We start from the raw sequence: 18,225 nt of genomic DNA, 5'->3' as shown, positions 1-18,225 counted from the left end.
TAATCATGGCTTCTGTAGAATGCATGCCGATCATTGGCGGTCCGGCACCGCGCCGTCAGTCGCGTAAAGTCGCGATTCGTTGGGGTGGCCAGCTCGTGACGGTCGGCGGCGATTCGCCGATTCGCGTGCAATCGATGACCAACACCGACACCGCGGACGCGATCGGCACGGCCATTCAGGTGAAGGAACTGGCACAAGCCGGCTCCGAACTGGTGCGCATCACCGTCAACACGCCGGAAGCGGCGGCGGCAGTGCCAGCAATTCGCGATCAGCTCGATCGTATGGGTGTGATGGTGCCGCTGGTGGGCGACTTCCACTACAACGGTCACAAGCTGCTCAACGACTATCCGGCATGCGCCGAAGCGCTGTCGAAGTACCGAATCAACCCGGGCAACGTCGGCCAGGGCGCGAAGCGTGACACGCAATTCGCGCAGATGATCGAAGCCGCTTGCAAGTACGACAAGCCGGTGCGCATCGGCGTGAACTGGGGCAGTCTCGACCAGTCGCTGCTCGCCCGCATCATGGACGAGAACGCTTCGCGCGCGACCCCGTGGGAAGCGCAGAGCGTGATGTACGAAGCGCTGATCACGTCGGCACTCGAGTCGGCTGAGCTGGCGCAGCGTGTCGGTCTGTCGGCCGACAAGATTCTGCTCTCGTGCAAGGTGAGCGCCGTGCAGGACCTGATCGCGGTGTACCGCGAACTGGCCAAGCGTTGCGACTACGCGTTGCATCTGGGGCTGACCGAAGCGGGCATGGGATCGAAGGGCATCGTGGCCTCGACGGCTGCGCTGGCAGTCCTGTTGCAGGAAGGCATTGGCGACACGATCCGTATTTCGCTGACGCCGGAACCGGGCGGTGCACGTACGGGCGAAGTGGTGGTGGCGCAGGAAATCCTGCAAACGATGGGTCTGCGCGCGTTTGCGCCGATGGTCATCGCTTGCCCGGGTTGCGGCCGCACCACGAGCACCGTGTTCCAGGAACTGGCCTCGAAGATCCAGTCGTACCTGCGTGAACAAATGCCGGTGTGGAAGGCGCAATATCCGGGCGTCGAAAACATGAACGTTGCGGTCATGGGCTGCATCGTGAATGGTCCGGGCGAATCGAAGCACGCGAACATCGGCATCAGCTTGCCGGGTTCGGGCGAATCGCCGGCAGCACCGGTGTTCGTCGATGGTGAGAAAGTGCGTACCCTGCGCGGCGACCATATCGCGGAAGAGTTCCAGCAGATCGTCGACGACTATGTGAAGACCCGCTACGCGCAGACCGAAGGCGCCGTTGCTGCCTGAGTCGATTCAGATCGATTGAAGCGGTGATGGACGCAGGATCAAGCGGGCAGGACAAAGAGAATATGACTGAAGAAAAGAAGAAGCGCCCCGCCAAGCTGGCTGGGGTCAAGGGCATGAATGACATCCTTCCGCAGGACGAAGCCCTGTGGGAGTTTTTCGAAGAATCGGTGCGCGCCATGTTGCGCGCCTACGGCTATCAACAGATCCGTACGCCGATTCTCGAGCACACGCAGCTGTTCACGCGCGGCATCGGCGAAGTGACCGATATCGTCGAGAAAGAGATGTACAGCTTCACCGATGCGCTCAACGGCGAGCAGCTCACGATGCGTCCGGAAGGTACGGCTGCGGCAGTGCGCGCCACGCTTGAGCACAATCTGCTGTACAGCGGCCCGAAGCGCCTGTGGTACTTCGGCCCGATGTTCCGCCACGAAAAGCCGCAACGCGGCCGCTATCGTCAGTTCCATCAGGTCGGCGTGGAAGCGCTCGGTCTGGCGGGCCCCGATGCGGACGTCGAAATTATTCTGATGTGCCAGCGCCTGTGGGACGACCTCGGCCTGACCGGCATCCATCTGCAACTGAATTCGCTGGGGCAGGGCGAAGAGCGCGCACGTCACCGTGCCGACCTGATTGCTTACCTCGAGAAGCACGTCGACCTGCTCGATGAAGATGGCAAGCGCCGTCTTTACACCAATCCGCTGCGCGTGCTCGACACGAAGAACCCGGCGATGCAGGCGATGGTCGAAGGTGCACCGAAGTTGATCGACTACCTCGGCGAAGACTCGATCAAGCATTTCGAAGGCGTGCAGGCGCTGCTCAAGGCGAACAACATTCCCTTTACTATCAACCCCCGTCTGGTGCGTGGTCTCGACTACTACAATCTGACCGTGTTCGAGTGGGTGACCGACAAGCTCGGCGCACAGGGTACGGTGGCGGGCGGCGGTCGTTACGATCCGCTGGTCGAACAACTGGGTGGCGATGCCACGCCGGCGTGCGGTTGGGCGATGGGCGTCGAGCGCATTCTCGAACTGCTGCGCGAAGACGATCTCGTGCCGCAGGCGGAGGGCGCCGACGTGTATGTGGTGCACCAGGGCGAAGCCGCCGTGGCGCCGGCACTGATCGCCGCAGAACGCATGCGCGATGCTGGCCTGAATGTCGTGTTCCATTGCAGCCCGGATGGCAAGGGCAGCAGCTTCAAGTCGCAGATGAAGCGTGCGGACGCGAGCGGCGCAAGCTTCGCGATCATCGTCGGTGAGAACGAAGTGGCGTCGGGCGCGGCGGTGGTCAAGCACCTGCGCGCGGCCGATCCGTCGAACAATCAGACGAGCGTGCCGTTCGAAGGTCTCGCCGAGCACCTGATCGATGCCATCGTCGCGAGTGCCGACGAAAGCGTGAATGAAAGCCTGGCCAGCAATGGCGCAGGCAACGAAACGATTCACTAATCCAAGACGCCAGACACGGAGAGCCCCGGCGAATGAGCAGCTATCACGAGGAACAGGAACAGATCGAGAACGTAAAGGCCTGGTGGAAGCAGTACGGCAATTACGTTATCTGGACGCTGGTCGTCATCATGCTGGCCTATGGCGGCTGGAATCTGTGGCGCTATTACGAGCGCAAGCAGACGGTCGAGGCAGGCGTGCTGTACGGCGAGCTGGCCACGGCCATCGACGCGAAAGACAAGGTGAAGGTGTCCCGTATCGCGTCGGACATGGAAAGCAAGTTCAGCGGCACGCCGTACGCGCAGATGACCGCGCTGCTGGCCGCCAAGTCGCTCTCGGACGCGGGTGACGCGGCGGGTGCGAAGGCGCAGTTGCAGTGGGCCGTGTCGAACGCCAAGGACGACGAGTACAAGCAACTGGCCAAGCTGCGTCTGGCCGGTGTGTTGCTCGACGAGAAGGCGTACGACGAAGCACTCAAGATGCTCGACAGTCCGCCGGCACCGTATGAGGGGCTGTTTGCCGATCGTCGTGGCGACGTACTCGTTGCGCAGAGCAAGGTGGCTGACGCACGCGCCGCTTACAAGCTGGCACTCGACAAGCTCGACAAGCAGGACTCGGGTATGCGCCAGTTCGTGCAGTTCAAGCTCGACGCGCTGGGCGCCTGAAGCGCGCCGGAATTTCATTGGCAGTATGACCCTCTCATAACGCATAACCGGGTACATGATGATCCTTAACGACTTCCGTCGATCGATGTCGAACACGCAGTCCGACGCGGCGCGCCGTGGCTCGCGCCGTGGTCTTTCCCAGCGCGCAGGCAGCGCGGTGCTGACGCTCGCGGTGCTCGGCACGCTGGGTGGTTGTGGCATCTTCAGCAGCAAGCCGCCGCATGAGCCGACGCCGCTGACGGAGATCAAGCAGGCATTGACCGTCAAGCAGATCTGGACGGCAAGCGTGGGTAAGGCGGGCGACTACAGCTTTGCACCGGTGGCGGTAGGTAACGCAGTGTTTGCTGCGGGGGCCAATGGCAGCATCGTGCGTTTGGACGCCGATACCGGCGCGTCGAACTGGGCCGCCAAGGCTGACAGCAGCATCACGGCCGGCCCGGGCAGCGACGGCGAGACGACGGTTGTCGCCACGCAGAAGGGCGACGTGATCGCGTTCGATCACGATGGCAAGCAGTCGTGGAAGGCGAATGCGGGCAGCGAAGTGCTGACCGCGCCGCTGGTGGGGCGTGGTCTGGTGGTCGTGCGAGCGATCAACAACCGTGTGACGGCGTTCGATTCGGGCACGGGGTCGGTACGCTGGTCGTACTCGCAACCGTCGACGACGCTGACGTTGCGCACCGGCACGGGCATGATCTTCCTGGGTGACCGCGCAGTCGTGACGGGTTTCCCGGGTGGCAAGATGGTGGCGCTCGATGCGAACACCGGCAACCCGCTGTGGGTGACGCCGCTGTCGTATCCGAAGGGCGTGACCGAAGTCGAGCGTGTGAACGACGTGACCGGCTCGCCGGTCGTGTTCGGCCGTCAGGTGTGCGGTGCGACCTTCCAGGGCCGTGTCGGCTGTGCGGACGTGCAGACGGGTAACGGCCTGTGGGCGCGTGACTTCTCGTCGCCGAACGGCGTGACGCAAGACGAACGTGTGGTGGCAGCGGTCAATACCGACGGTGCCGTGTACGCGTTCAACGCTGCCGATGGCAGTACACTGTGGCAGAACGACAAACTCAAGTACCGTGATCTGTCGGCACCGCTGGCCCTCGGCCGTGTGGTGGTGGTAGGCGACAAGCAGGGCTATCTGCATTTCCTGTCGCGTGACAACGGCGATATCCTCGCCCGCGTGAAGTTGAGCGGTGCGATCAGCGTACAACCGGTCATTGCCGGTCAGACGCTGGTTGTGCAAACGCGCGACGGCAACATCTACGGCTTCCGACCGAATTAACCGGTTATCGGCAGCACCCGGGCATTTTCCGGGAACGGCCGGCAGCGCGCCGGCCGTATTCGTTTTTAGGGCTTATTCATGAAACCCGTGATCGCGCTCGTAGGGCGCCCCAACGTCGGCAAATCGACGCTATTCAACCGTTTGACCCGCTCGCGCGACGCTCTCGTCGCCGATATGCCCGGGCTCACGCGCGACCGTCACTATGGCGAGGGGCGTGTTGGCGAGCATCCGTATCTGGTCATCGATACCGGCGGTTTCGAACCGGTCGCCAAAGACGGCATTTACCACGAGATGGCCAAGCAGACGCGCCAGGCCGTGGTCGAAGCCGATGTGGTGATCTACATCGTCGACGGCCGTCAGGGCCTGACACCGCAAGACCAGATCATTGCCGAGTATCTGCGCAAGACCGGTCGCAAGATCATGCTCGTGGTCAACAAGGCCGAGGGCATGAAGTACACGACGGTCGCCAACGATTTCTACGAACTCGGTCTGGGCGATCCGCTGGCGATTTCGGCGGCCCACGGCGACGGCGTTCGCGAAGTCATCGACGAGGCACTGGCACCGTTCTACGCCAATCAGGACGAGAACGAGACGGAAGAGAAGGGCGATGGCCGCGTGCGAATCGCCATCGTCGGCCGTCCGAACGTCGGTAAGTCGACGCTCGTGAACACGCTGCTCGGCGAAGAGCGCGTGATCGCGTTCGACATGCCGGGGACCACGCGCGATTCGATTCACATCGAATTCGAGCGGCAGGGCAAGAATTACACGCTGATCGACACGGCTGGTTTGCGCCGCCGCGGCAAGGTGTTCGAGGCCGTCGAGAAGTTTTCGGTTGTGAAAACACTTCAATCGATTGCCGACGCCAACGTGGTGATTCTGATGCTGGATGCCCGTCAGGACATCTCCGATCAGGACGCGCACATCGCCGGCTTCATCGTCGAATCGGGCCGTGCACTGGTGGTAGGCGTGAACAAGTGGGACGGTTTGGACGAGTACACGCGTGACCAAACCAAGCAGGAATTGGAGCGCAAGCTCAAATTCCTGGGCTTCGCCAGCTTCCACTTCATTTCAGCGGTGCGTGCGACCGGTATCGGCGCACTGATGCGCTCGGTGGACGAAGCGTACGCAGCGGCCATGAGCAAGCTGCCTACGCCGAAGCTCACGCGTGCCTTGGAAGAGGCCGTGGAGCACCAGCAACCGCGTCGCTCCGGCTTCTCGCGTCCCAAGCTGCGTTATGCGCACCAGGGGGGCTCGAATCCGCCGATCATCATCATCCACGGGAACAATCTCGATGGGGTGACCGACAGCTATCGCCGTTACTTAGAGAACCGTTTCCGCGAAACTTTTAAGTTGAAGGGGACTCCATTACGCATAGAGTTCCGGAACAGCGCGAACCCTTACGCCAAGGGCGAGTGAAAGCCCGTCCGGGGCGGGGTTTTGCTGGCGACGCTAGCAAAATCGGCTATAGTGTGGGAGTCAGGGTGGGAAGCGCGCACACGCCCTGGCTACGGTCATTTGCTAAAAATACAATGGAGTAACTTATGAGCAACAAAGGGCAACTTCTACAAGACCCGTTTCTGAACGCCTTGCGTAAGGAGCATGTTCCCGTCTCGATCTATCTGGTCAACGGTATCAAGCTGCAGGGAAACATCGAGTCGTTTGACCAGTATGTCGTCCTGCTGCGTAACACGGTCACCCAAATGGTTTATAAGCACGCCATTTCGACGGTCGTGCCTGCGCGTCCGGTGAATTTCCATCCGGAAGCCGAGCAGTCCTGATTCAGGCTCGCCCGACCGGGAGTCACTCCGGCCGGGCGAATTTCTCTTCCCGCCATCCCGCTCTTGTCCAACAGCCACGAAACCCATCCCCTGCGTAGTTTGATCACAAACGCCGCCCTCGTCGGCATCGATTTCGGCAAGCTCGATTTCGAAGCCAGTCTCCAGGAACTTGACCTTCTGACGAAATCCGCAGGCGCCAAGCCTGTCGTCAGCATTACCGGTCGTCGCCATAGCCCAGATGCGAAGCTGTTTATCGGTAGCGGTAAAGCCGAAGAATTGCGCGCTGCGATCGAAGAGCATGACGTCGATCTGGTCATTTTCAATCACGCCCTGACACCGGGTCAGCAGCGTAACCTCGAACATCTTCTGCAAACGCGCGTCGTCGACCGCACCAGCCTGATTCTCGATATCTTCGCCCAACGCGCGAAGAGTCACGAAGGCAAGCTGCAGGTCGAGCTCGCGCAGTTGCAGTACCTGTCCACGCGCCTCGTGCGCGCCTGGACTCACCTGGAACGTCAGAAGGGCGGTATCGGCCTGCGCGGCCCTGGCGAGACGCAGCTCGAGACCGACCGCCGTCTGCTCGGCGAGCGCGTGAAGGCGCTGGGCATCCGGCTTGAGCGGCTCAAGCGTCAACACGATACGCAACGCCGGGCGCGCCAGCGCAGCGGCACGATGTCGATTTCGCTCGTCGGCTATACGAATGCGGGTAAATCGACGCTGTTCAACGCGATGACCAAGGCCAATGCCTACGCGGCTGACCAGCTTTTCGCGACGCTCGACACGACGTCGCGTCGCGTTTATCTGGGAGAAGTCGGGAACATCGTGCTATCGGATACTGTCGGATTCATCCGCGAGTTGCCTCACCAGTTGGTGGCGGCATTCCGGGCGACGCTTGAGGAGACGGTACACGCCGACATGCTGCTGCATGTGGTGGATGCCTCGAGTCAGGTGCGCAAGGAGCAGATGGCCGAGGTCAACGCCGTGCTGGCGGAGATCGATGCAGCGAACATCCCGCAGATTCTCGTTTGGAACAAGATCGACGCGGTGCCGGAACTGGCCGCACAAGGGCCGAGAATCGAGCGGGACGAGAGCGGACGCATCACGCGCGTGTTTTTGAGCGCGCGTACCGGTCAGGGCCTCGACCTGCTGCGTGAGGCCATTACCGAGGCGGTTGTGGCCGGCACTGCTGGGTTACAATCGCAGCACGAAGCGCCCGATGTCCGGCTCATCGACCGTTGGGACGATGTGCCGCGCGCAGAAGACAGATAACACGAGACGTCACACCGTGATGGTGCGGCTGCCGCGGGGAACACTGGCAGCACCGCCTGAAACGGGTGACGAACTGGCAAGAGACTAGACGGAGGCCGGGCAAGGCCGCCGATCGGCACACCAGATTCGGGAACCACGCGCAACCGGCAACACGCGCGCTCCGAAACGCGGCGCGCCGGTCGCAACGCCAAGACCGCTTCAGTCACCACGCTTCTACCTATGCTTCCAAGAGCTTTGATGCGACGAGTTGGCTTGACTTTCTCCCTGAACGACCCGCGCTGGGGGCGGGACGGCGGCGGCGATACGCCGTCCGGCAATCAGGAGCCGAATCGGCCCGACCGTTCAAACACGCCTAATCCTCAAGATCAGAAAGAACCCCCGCGTGGACCGCAAGGCCCGCAGCAGGATGGTCCGCCGGATCTCGACGAACTTTGGCGCGACTTCAATCGCCGTCTGAACCGTATCTTCGGCCGCAAGGGCGGCGGAGGCGGTAATGGTGGCGGTTCCAACAACTACACGGGCGGCTCGCGCGGCTCGGGTATCGGTGTCGGCATTGTCGTCGCCATCGCTTTCCTGATCTGGCTCGCCACCGGCGTGTTCATCGTGCAGGAAGGGCAGGTCGGCGTCGTCACGCAATTCGGCAAGTACAAATACACGACGACCTCGGGTATTCAGTGGCGCCTGCCGTATCCGATCCAAGCGGTCGAGATCGTGAACATGTCGCAGATCCGATCGGTCGAAGTTGGCCGTTCGAGCACCGTTCGCGATACCGCACTGAAGGATTCGTCGATGCTCACCGGCGATGAGAACATCATCGACGTGCGCTTCGCCGTGCAGTACCGGATCAAGGATGCGACCGAGTTCCTGTTCAATAACGTGGACGCCGAATCGTCGGTGAATCTTGCCGCGCAAACCGCCGTGCGCGAAATCGTGGGCAAGAACAAGATGGACTTCGTGCTGTATTCCGGCCGCGAAGAAATCGCCAACGAACTGGTCACGTCGATTCAGCGCATTCTCGACACGTACAAGACGGGCATTCTCGTCACGAGCGTGACGATGCAAAGCGTGCAGCCGCCGGAGCAGGTGCAAGCCGCGTTCGACGATGCCGTGAAGGCCGGCCAGGATCTGGAGCGCTCCAAGAACGAAGCGCAGGCGTATGCCAACGATGTGATTCCGCGTGCCAAGGGTACGGCGTCGCGTCTGACCGAAGAGGCGGCCGGTTACAAGGCGCGCGTCGTGTCGCAGGCGCAGGGTGATGCCGATCGCTTCAAGTCGGTGCAGGAAGCCTATGCCAAGGCACCTGGCGTGATTCGCGAGCGCATGTATCTCGATACGATGCAGCAGATCTACTCGCGCACCACGAAGATCATGGTGGACTCGAAGAACAACAGCCTGTTGTATTTGCCGTTGGACAAGATCATGGATCGCACACGCAGCGACGCGTCGACCCCGGCACCGGCCTCCGGTGCGGGCACGAACGCTGCGACGGGCTCGGCGGCTGCCGACGATGCCACGGATATCGACCATGATCGATCGCGCGCGGCACTGCGCAACCGCGACCGCGATTCACGCTAAGGGGATAAGCGCATGAACCGTATTGGAACCATTATTGTCGCGCTGATCGTCTTGCTGATCGTGCTTGCCTCGACCATGTTCGTGGTGGATCAGCGTCGTTATGCCGTCGTGTTTTCGCTCGGCGAAATCAAGGATGTCTATGGCCAGCCGGGCCTGAAGTTCAAGTTGCCGCCGCCGCTCCAGACCGTGCTGTATCTGGACAAGCGCATCATGACCATCGACAACCCGGAGCCGGAACGCTTCATCACGGCCGAGAAGAAGAACCTGATCGTCGACTCGTACGTGAAGTGGCGCATTGTCGATCCGCGCAAGTTCTATGTGAGCTTCAAGGGCGACAACCGTCTGGCGCAGGATCGTCTGACGCAGCAAATTCGCTCGGCCTTGCAGGAAGCCTTTACCAAGCGCACGGTGACTGAAGTCGTGTCGTCGCAGCGTGAGCAGGTGATGCAGTGGGTCAAGCAGAAGGTTGGCGAGGATGCTGCGCAAGTGGGTATCGAGATCGTCGACGTGCGTATGCGTCGTGTGGATCTGGCTGCCGGCATCAGCGATTCGGTCTATAGCCGGATGGCTGCCGAGCGTAAGCGTGTGGCGAACGAGTTGCGTTCGACCGGTGCCGCAGAAGCCGAGCAGATTCGTGCCGATGCCGACCGTCAGCGTGACGTCGTCGTGGCCGAAGCCTACGCCAAGGCGCAGCAGGTGAAGGGTGAGGGCGATGCCGCCGCCGCCAACATCTACGCGCAGGCGTTTGGCCGTGACCCGCAGTTTGCTCAGTTCTACCAGAGCCTCGAAGCGTACAAGGCGACCTTCCGTGACAAGAAGGACGTGATCATTGCCGATCCGAACAGCGACTTCTTCCGTTTCATGCGGAGTTCGGGCGGTGCTGGCGCGACAGCCGGAAAAGCGGGAAAATAGCCCCCTTGACACCCGAGTAGCCGCCACCGCCCGCGTCAACCGCGGGCGGTGGCATTTTGGCCGAGTCCCCCCGTGACCAGCAGCACCCTCATTCTCGCTTTGGCCCTCATGCTGATTGTCGAGGGATTGTTTCCGTTCGTCGCCCCGGACCGGTGGCGGCAAAGTTTTCGTAAAATAACGGAAATGCCGTCCGGCCAGATCCGATTCTTCGGTCTGGCCGCCGTGTCGCTGGGGCTGATTCTGATGCTGCTGGCCGATCACTAAAAGGTGCGCTTTGCGCGCCGTCTGAATACCGAAATACCCATGCCGAACTGGCTACTCCCTGAAAATATCGCCGACGTGCTGCCGTCCGAGGCGCGCAAGATCGAAGATCTGCGCCGGCTCATGCTCGATCGTTTCCGCACCTACGGCTATGAACTCGTCATGCCGCCGATGCTCGAGTACGTCGAATCGCTGCTGACCGGCACCGGTCACGACCTCGATCTGCGCACGTTCAAGCTGGTCGACCAGCTCTCCGGCCGCACGATGGGGCTTCGCGCCGACATCACGCCGCAGATTGCCCGTATCGATGCCCACTTGCTCAACCGCAAGGGCGTGACGCGCCTGTGCTATGCCGGCAGCGTGCTATTCACGCGCCCGCGCAACTTGCTCGCCACGCGTGAGCCATTCCAGATTGGTGCGGAAATCTTCGGTCATGGCGGGCTGGAAGCCGATCTCGAGATTCAGGAGTTGCTGCTGTTCTGTCTGCGTCTGGCAGGTCTCAAGCAAATTCGTATCGACCTTTGCCACGCGGGTGTGCTCGAGGCGCTGATCGACAGCGTGCCGGTGGCCGAGGCGCGGGAAAGCGAGTTGTTCGGCGCGCTGGCGACGAAGGATGTCCCCCAGCTTCAGGCGCTGACGCAGGATTTGCCGGCCCATGTGCGCGACGCACTGTTGGCGCTCACCACGCTGTACGGCGAGCCCGCCGAGACGCTGGCGCGTGCGCGTAAGGTCTTGCCTGACCTGCCCGGCGTGAAGGCGGCCCTGGACGATCTGGACTATCTGGCGGCGTCGCAGAGCAAGGACGGACAGGCCGAGTTGTCGATCGATCTGGCCGATCTGCGCGGCTACCAGTATCACAGCGGCGTGATGTTCGCGGCGTACGTCGACGGCATCCCGAACGCGATTGCTCGCGGCGGCCGTTACGACAAGGTTGGTCAGGCATTCGGACGCGACCGTCCGGCAACCGGTTTTTCGTTGGATTTGCGTGAGTTGGCGGCAATTTCGCCGGTAGAAGCGCGTAGTAATGCGATTTTGGCGCCTGCGGACGATGTGCCGGGACTGCGTGCCAAGATCGAGAGCCTGCGCGACGCCGGTGAGGTGGTTATCCGCATGCTGCCGGGCCACGATCAAGACTTCGAGGAGTTCACGGGAGACCGCGTTCTCGTTGAGAAAGATGGCCAGTGGGTTGTGACACCCCGGTGAATCCGCTGAAAAAAGCGGCACTAGCGTACCCCAACACGGGTAGAATACGTTTTTAACCAAACCAACTATTGTTATGTCCGGCAATGCTTTGAATCAGGGACGCAATGTCGTCGTTATCGGAACCCAGTGGGGCGACGAAGGAAAGGGTAAGGTCGTCGATTGGCTGACCGATCACGCGCAAGGCGTGGTGCGTTTCCAGGGTGGCCATAACGCCGGACATACGCTCATCATTGGCGGCAAGAAGACGATTCTGCGCCTGATCCCGTCGGGCATCATGCATGAAGGCGTCACCTGCTACATCGGCAACGGTGTGGTGCTCTCGCCGGAAGCCCTGTTCAAGGAAATCGGCGAACTCGAAGGCGCTGGCCTGAATGTCTGCGGCCGTCTGCGCATCTCCGAAGCCTGTACCCTGATCCTCCCGTACCACATCGCCATCGACCAGGCACGCGAAGCGCGCCGTGGCGCCAGCAAGATCGGCACGACCGGTCGCGGCATTGGCCCGGCGTACGAAGACAAGGTTGGCCGCCGCGCGCTGCGCGTGCAGGATCTCTTCGATCCGGAAACGTTCGCCGCCCGTCTGCGCGAAAACCTCGATTATCACAACTTCGTGCTGACCCAGTATCTGGGCGCGAAGGCCGTCGACTTCCAGGAAACCCTGGATACGATGCTGAGCTACGCCGAACGTCTGCGTCCGATGATCGCCGACGTTTCGCAATTGCTCTACTCGGCCAACCGCGAAGGCCAGAAGCTGCTTTTCGAAGGTGCCCAAGGCACGCTGCTCGACATCGACCACGGCACGTACCCGTACGTGACCAGCAGCAACTGCGTGGCCGGTGCCGCGTCGGCGGGTGCTGGTGTCGGTCCGCAGCAACTGCATTACGTTCTCGGCATCACCAAGGCTTATTGCACGCGCGTTGGCGCAGGCCCGTTCCCGAGTGAACTGTACGATGCGGACAATCCCGCGCGTCAGGAAGCCATCGGCCTGCAACTGGCGACGGTGGGCAAGGAATTCGGTTCGGTGACCGGCCGTCCGCGCCGCACGGGCTGGATGGATGCCGCTGCGCTCAAGCGTTCGATTCAGATCAACGGTGTGACCGGTCTGTGCATGACGAAGCTCGACGTGCTCGATAACCTCGAAACCGTGCGCCTGTGCGTGGGTTACAAGATTGACGGCAAGACGGTTGACACCCTGCCGCGTGGCGCCGTGGATGTGGCCCGTTGCGAGCCGATCTACGAAGATTTCCCGGGCTGGTCGCAAAGCACGTTCGGCGTGAAGTCGTGGGATCAATTGCCGGTGGAAGCGCAGAACTACCTGAAGCGCATCGAAGAAGTGAGCGGTATTCCGATCGATATGGTGTCGACCGGTCCGGATCGCGAGGAGACCATTCTCCTGCGTCACCCGTTCAAGAACTGAGACCCCGTAGGATTGGAACGGCACACCATGAATCTGCCCCAAAACGACGATAAGAACCTCTGGGTTTCGTGGGATGAATACCATCGACTGATCGAGCGCCTGGCGCTCAAGGTCTATGAGTCCAACTGGAAATTCGACAAGATCCTGTGTCTGGCCCGTGGTGGCTTGCGTGTGGGCGACCAGCTCGCACGCATCTACGACGTGCCCCTCGCGATTCTGGCGACGAGCTCGTATCGTGAGGCCGAAGGCACCGTTCGCGGCGACCTCGACATTGCCCAGTACATCACCATCACGCGCGGCGAGCTGGAAGGCCGTGTGCTGCTGGTCGACGATCTGGTCGATTCGGGCGTGACGCTCGAGCGCGTGGGCAGCCACCTGAAGGAGCGTTTCCCGAAGGTGACCGACGTACGCTCGGCCGTGCTGTGGCACAAGGCTTGCTCGAAGGTGGCACCGGACTACGCCGTCGATTATCTGGCGACGAACCCCTGGATTCACCAGCCGTTCGAAGAGTACGACACGCTGCGCCCGCACAATCTGTCGGCGTGGATCAAGCGCGGTACCTGAGCGTTTGAACGTGTGAGCGGAGGCGCCGACAGGTGTTTCCGGCGAGGCGGATGCCTCGCGATGCAGGCGGTGGCACCGAAAGGTGCACCGCCTGTTTTGCTTTGTGAGGCGCGGATAAATGTCCTGAAAAGGTATGCCGGAGCAACTTCGGCCGCAGTGCGAGCGGGCTCGGAAGCCGCAAAAACGGCGACAAAACTCCCTTCTTCTCGCCGCATCGTATGCCTCATGACTATGGTCTGATGGCGGTATCGATTCATTCAACGCAGACACCGCGCGAGCGGCACCCGCGGCACCGTCATGACGATGTGGCTTCGCACCCTTTCTCTGATCAGTCTCGCGATATTTGGCGGTGTGATGGCGCTCGCCAGCACGCAGAGCTTCGCTGCGGCTGCCGTCGCTGGAATTCGCTCGGGAGGGACGCTGCGCTACGTCTTCGTGGGCAACCAGACGTCTATGGCGAAGGCCAAGCTCGTCGCCCTTGACAAGTGTCGTAGTCAGCTTGCCCCAGGGCGGCGGGGCGGCGGACGTTGCGAGATCATCATGGCGGGCAATGGGCCGGCTTACTGGTCAGTCGTTCACGCGAGCAACGGCGAGATTGGTGTGGCGCTCGGCGACGAAAAGGCGGCTGCGGTGCAAGATGCGTTCGTGGTCTGCCAGCGCGGTGGCGATTGCGCGATCGACAACGCGCAGGTCTGGTATGACAGCGGGCAACGTCCCGGCAAACGCCCGCCTGCGCCGCAAGCGGCTCAGGCACCCCAGCCACAGTGCCGGATTCCAACAGGGCAGGTGGTGCGCATGCAAACACGCTGTAACAACGGCGAGTGCGTGCGGACGTACGAGAACGGCTGCACCGTGCGGTTTCAGGCGGCACGGTGTCTCGATCGGGAGACCAACAGCTACGTGTGGCGTCCGAACGGCTGCGATGACGATAGTTGAAAGCGCCCGTGCGCGTCAGCGACGCTCGCCCGAATGACCAAATGAAACGGGGCGGATCCTGAGTGATTCAGGATCCGCCCCTCGGCCTCTCGGCCCGTACTTCACTACCGATCCGACATCGATCGGGTCAATCCAATACAAGCTTGCTCAGCTTGCCGACATGCCGCTGTGTCGCAGTAGTGCATCGACTTGCGGCGCGCGGCCACGGAACGCGATGAACGATTCCATCGCTTCGCGGCTGCCACCGACGGCGAGAATCTCGTCGCGATAGCGCGTCCCCGTCGCGGTGTCGAGCACCGTGCCGCTGACCTTTGCCGCTTCTTCGAACGCTGCGTACACATCCGCCGAGAGGACTTCCGCCCACTTGTAGCTGTAGTAGCCCGCGGCATACCCACCGGCAAAGATGTGGCTGAACGTATTCGGCCAGCGCGAAATCTCGGCTTGCGGCGTCACGTGCAGGCGGTCGTTGATACGACGCGAGACGTCGAGCACCGACTCCGGGCCACGCGGGTCGAAGTCATAGTGCAGGTGCATGTCGAAGTCCGAGAACACCACCTGACGCAGCATCATCAGACCGCTCTGGAAGTTACGGGCGGCGATCATCTTGTCGAACAGCGTGCGCGGCAGTGGTGCGCCAGTGTCGACGTGGGCGGTCATGTGCTCGAGCACGTCCCATTCCCAGCAGAAGTTTTCCATGAATTGCGACGGCAACTCGACGGCATCCCACTCCACGCCGTTGATGCCGGCAACGCCTGCGTCTTCCACTTGCGTGAGCATGTGATGCAGTCCATGACCGAACTCATGGAACAGCGTGATGACGTCGTCGTGCGGCAAGAGCGCGGGCTTGTCGCCCACGGGCGCCGGGAAGTTGCAGACGAGATAGGCGACCGGTGTTTGCAGCGCGCCGTCATGCAAGCGCTTGCGCGTGCGGGCGCTGTCCATCCATGCGCCGCCGCGTTTGCCTTCCCGAGCAAACAGATCCATGTAGAACTGGGCCACCAACTCGCCGTCGCGCTCGATACGGAAGAAGCGCACATCCGGGTGCCACGTCTCGGCGTCTTGCGGGCGAATCGTCACGCCAAACAAGGTGCCGGCCACGCGGAAGAGGCCATCCAGCACCTTCGGCAGCGGGAAATACTGGCGAACTTCCGTTTCCGAGAAGGCATAACGTTGTTGGCGCAGTTTTTCGGAAGCGTAAGCCGTGTCCCACGGTTCGAGCTTGTCGATGCCGAGCGACTTCGCAGCAAAGTCCTGCAACTCCGCCCAATCCTTCTCGGCGTACGGACGGGCGCGCTTGGCCAGATCTTCGAGGAATTCGAGCACTTGGGCCGGGGACTCGGCCATTTTCGGCTCAAGCGATACTTCGGCGTAATTCTTGAAGCCGAGCATCTGAGCCTCTTCGCGGCGCAAGGCGAGTTGCTCCACCACGATCTTGGTGTTGTCCCACTCGGCCTCGCCCTCGCCGTATTGAGGGCCAAGCTCCGAGGCGCGTGTCACGTTGGCGCGGTAGAGCTTTTCGCGCAAGGCGCGGTTGTCGGCGTATTGCAGCACCGGGAAATAGGAGGGGAAATGCAGGGTGAATTTCCAGCCTTCAACTTCGTCGCGCTCGGCGGCGGCGCGTGCGGCGGCCTTGTCGTCTTCAGGCACGCCGGCGATTTCCTGCTCATCGGTGATCACCAGCGAGAACTTGTTCGTCGCGTCGAGCACGTGGTCGGAAAAGGCCTTGCCAAGGTGAGCTTGCTCTTCCTGAATCTCGGCAAAACGCGGCTTCTGGTCTTCGGGAAGCTCGGCACCGCCCAGGCGGAAGCCACGCATTTCGTTATCGAGAATCTTCTTGCGAGCGGTCGTGAGACCGGCAAATTCGGGGCCCGCGGCGATGGCCTTGTACTTGTCGAACAAGGCGAGGTTCTGGCCAACGCTGGCGGAAAACTCGGTGACGCGCGGCAGGTTGTCGCTATAGGCCGCGCGCAGTTCGGGCGTATCGGCCACGGCGTTCAGGTGTCCGACAATTTCCCAGGCGCGGCCAAGGCCCTCCGTGCCGTCCTCCACGGCGTCGAGGATGTTGGCCCATGTCGCCGGTGTTGACGGATCCGCCGCCCGGTCCACCGCGGCACGCGCCTGCTCGAGCAGAACGTCGACGGCGGGCGTCACGTGCTCGGGGCGAATATCGGCGAAGCGGGGGAGTCCTTCGGTATCAAGCAGGGGATTGGTTTGCGGCGTATTCATGCGATCGATGTCCACTTGAAGGGGCTTACGAAGAGTGTGGGGGCATCCCTGCGATTTTTCCAGTCGTTTTTTTCAACTGGATTGATTGGGGATTGCCATGAAGGGCGGTGTCAGGCCGAGGTGGACGGGGAGGCGTCGGTGCATCTGCAAACGGCCTTAATGCGGCGGGAAAGCAGGCATGAGGCGGTTGCAGAGGAGGAGTGGAGCGGGAGCGGGCGGGCGTAGGGCAGGAGTTAAGCAAGCGTAAAGCGGGGAAGCGGGGAAGCGGGGAAGCGCGAGAGTCGCGATGCACGCGCGGTGCGAAAGTTACGCCGGGGTGGTGCACCCTGTTGTGGTGTGCTCGGGAGGAACGCGGCGAGACCCGTCTGGCCGTCGGCCACGTTCCTTCACAAGCCCGTCAATCGGGGCAGCCAGACGCTCAGGCGTCCAGCGAGCGCTCAGCGGCTTCGATCGTATTGACCAGCAGCATCGTGATGGTCATCGGGCCGACGCCACCGGGCACCGGCGTAATGAAGCCTGCCACGTCCTTGACGCCGTTGAAGTCGACGTCACCACACAGCTTGCCGGCGTCGTCGCGGTTCATGCCGACGTCGATCACTGCGGCGCCCGGCTTGACCATATCGGCAGTGACGATGTTGCGTTTGCCGACGGCGGCAACGATCACGTCGGCGTTGCGGGTGTGCGCGGCCAGATCTTTCGTCTTGCTGTTGCAGATCGTGACGGTGGCGCCCGCTTGCAGCAGCATCATGGCCATCGGCTTACCGACGATGTTCGATGCACCGATCACGACAGCCACCGCGCCGCGCAGCGGGAAGTCGACCGACTCCAGCATCTTCATGCAGCCATAAGGCGTGCACGGACGGAACAGCGGCGCACCCGTCATCAAGGCGCCGGCGTTCGAGACGTGGAAGCCGTCCACGTCCTTTTCCGGTGCAATGGCTTCGAGCACCTTGTGGCTGTCGATGTGCTTCGGCAGCGGCAGTTGCACCAGAATGCCGTTGATCTTCGGATCGCGGTTGAGCTCATCGATACGGGCGAGCAGCGCCGTCTCGGTCAGGTCGGCCGGGTAGCGGTCGAGCGACGAGTGGAGGCCGTTGTCTTCGCAGGCCTTGACCTTGTTGCGCACGTAGACCTGGCTGGCCGGATCTTCGCCGACCAGAACGACGGCGAGGCCGGGCTGATGGCCACGGGCGGTGAGGGCGGCGGCGCGCGTGGCAACTTCCGCGCGAATGCGTTTGGCGAGGGCGTTGCCGTCGATGAGGGTGGCGGTCATGGTGCGTGGGTATCGTGTGAAGGAAGGGGGCTGGCCTGAGAGGCCGGATACGGCAGCGTCGGCCAAGGCAGGTGGCAGACGGCAAAGACCGTATTATAGCGGCGCGCTGATGGTGACGGGAGGGGGCACCTTGCGCGAGCCGGTGGTATGCCGG

General features: G+C 62.1%; 16 protein-coding genes. 14 read left to right on the top strand and 2 right to left on the bottom strand.

What is annotated here, in order from left to right; genetic code table 11:
- Positions 1-5: 5 nt before the first annotated feature.
- The 14 genes from ispG (at position 6) to CDV44_RS10940 (ending at position 14,572) form a co-directional block, all read left to right on the top strand.
- Positions 6-1,286: a flavodoxin-dependent (E)-4-hydroxy-3-methylbut-2-enyl-diphosphate synthase gene (ispG, locus tag CDV44_RS11005; RefSeq protein WP_058379255.1), complete on the top strand. Its 1,281-nt coding sequence runs from the start codon at positions 6-8 to the stop codon at positions 1,284-1,286.
- A 62-nt stretch (positions 1,287-1,348) separates the two neighbouring features.
- On the top strand, positions 1,349-2,725 hold the full coding sequence (gene hisS, locus CDV44_RS11000) for a histidine--tRNA ligase (RefSeq protein WP_087688107.1): 1,377 nt from the start codon (positions 1,349-1,351) through the stop codon (positions 2,723-2,725).
- 32 nt (positions 2,726-2,757) lie between these two features.
- Positions 2,758-3,387 carry a tetratricopeptide repeat protein gene (locus tag CDV44_RS10995; protein ID WP_087688106.1) on the top strand — a complete coding sequence of 210 codons (630 nt, stop codon included), beginning with the start codon at positions 2,758-2,760 and terminating at the stop codon, positions 3,385-3,387.
- Between the two features lie 85 nt (positions 3,388-3,472).
- Positions 3,473-4,660, top strand: coding sequence for an outer membrane protein assembly factor BamB (bamB, locus tag CDV44_RS10990; RefSeq protein ID WP_249277561.1), 1,188 nt, complete (start codon positions 3,473-3,475; stop codon positions 4,658-4,660).
- Between the two features lie 78 nt (positions 4,661-4,738).
- A complete protein-coding gene (gene der, locus CDV44_RS10985) occupies positions 4,739-6,076 on the top strand; it encodes a ribosome biogenesis GTPase Der (RefSeq protein WP_058379252.1) in 1,338 nt (445 codons plus the stop codon).
- Between the two features lie 125 nt (positions 6,077-6,201).
- Positions 6,202-6,438, top strand: coding sequence for an RNA chaperone Hfq (gene hfq, locus CDV44_RS10980; RefSeq protein WP_010807283.1), 237 nt, complete (start codon positions 6,202-6,204; stop codon positions 6,436-6,438).
- 102 nt (positions 6,439-6,540) lie between these two features.
- Positions 6,541-7,707, top strand: a complete 1,167-nt coding sequence (gene hflX, locus CDV44_RS10975) for a GTPase HflX (RefSeq protein ID WP_249277560.1) — start codon at positions 6,541-6,543, stop codon at positions 7,705-7,707.
- Between the two features lie 219 nt (positions 7,708-7,926).
- The gene (hflK, locus tag CDV44_RS10970) at positions 7,927-9,282 is read left to right on the top strand and encodes an FtsH protease activity modulator HflK (RefSeq protein ID WP_087688103.1); all 1,356 of its coding nucleotides are present in this window, start codon (positions 7,927-7,929) and stop codon (positions 9,280-9,282) included.
- A gap of 12 nt (positions 9,283-9,294) precedes the next feature.
- Positions 9,295-10,194: a protease modulator HflC gene (gene hflC / locus CDV44_RS10965; RefSeq protein WP_058379250.1), complete on the top strand. Its 900-nt coding sequence runs from the start codon at positions 9,295-9,297 to the stop codon at positions 10,192-10,194.
- 72 nt (positions 10,195-10,266) lie between these two features.
- Positions 10,267-10,458 carry a DUF2065 domain-containing protein gene (locus CDV44_RS10960; RefSeq protein ID WP_058379249.1) on the top strand — a complete coding sequence of 64 codons (192 nt, stop codon included), beginning with the start codon at positions 10,267-10,269 and terminating at the stop codon, positions 10,456-10,458.
- Positions 10,459-10,497: 39 nt separating this feature from the next.
- The gene (locus CDV44_RS10955; RefSeq protein WP_087688102.1) at positions 10,498-11,658 is read left to right on the top strand and encodes an ATP phosphoribosyltransferase regulatory subunit; all 1,161 of its coding nucleotides are present in this window, start codon (positions 10,498-10,500) and stop codon (positions 11,656-11,658) included.
- Between the two features lie 73 nt (positions 11,659-11,731).
- Positions 11,732-13,072: an adenylosuccinate synthase gene (locus CDV44_RS10950; RefSeq protein ID WP_087688101.1), complete on the top strand. Its 1,341-nt coding sequence runs from the start codon at positions 11,732-11,734 to the stop codon at positions 13,070-13,072.
- 27 nt (positions 13,073-13,099) lie between these two features.
- On the top strand, positions 13,100-13,636 hold the full coding sequence (locus tag CDV44_RS10945; RefSeq protein ID WP_087688100.1) for a phosphoribosyltransferase: 537 nt from the start codon (positions 13,100-13,102) through the stop codon (positions 13,634-13,636).
- 297 nt (positions 13,637-13,933) lie between these two features.
- Positions 13,934-14,572 carry a DUF4189 domain-containing protein gene (locus CDV44_RS10940; RefSeq protein WP_087688099.1) on the top strand — a complete coding sequence of 213 codons (639 nt, stop codon included), beginning with the start codon at positions 13,934-13,936 and terminating at the stop codon, positions 14,570-14,572.
- A gap of 147 nt (positions 14,573-14,719) precedes the next feature.
- On the opposite strand, the gene CDV44_RS10935 is transcribed toward CDV44_RS10940, so the two are convergent.
- Together CDV44_RS10935 and folD are read right to left on the bottom strand one after the other, a co-directional pair.
- Positions 14,720-16,798, bottom strand: a complete 2,079-nt coding sequence (locus CDV44_RS10935) for a M3 family metallopeptidase (RefSeq protein WP_087688098.1) — start codon at positions 16,796-16,798, stop codon at positions 14,720-14,722.
- Between the two features lie 418 nt (positions 16,799-17,216).
- The gene (gene folD, locus CDV44_RS10930; RefSeq protein WP_087688097.1) at positions 17,217-18,071 is read right to left on the bottom strand and encodes a bifunctional methylenetetrahydrofolate dehydrogenase/methenyltetrahydrofolate cyclohydrolase FolD; all 855 of its coding nucleotides are present in this window, start codon (positions 18,069-18,071) and stop codon (positions 17,217-17,219) included.
- Between the last annotated feature and the right edge of the window lie 154 nt (positions 18,072-18,225).

The organism is Pandoraea sp. PE-S2R-1 (genome assembly GCF_002179865.1).
In the GTDB taxonomy this organism is placed as follows: Bacteria; Pseudomonadota; Gammaproteobacteria; order Burkholderiales; family Burkholderiaceae; genus Pandoraea.
This window is presented reverse-complemented; position numbering and strand designations above follow the sequence as displayed.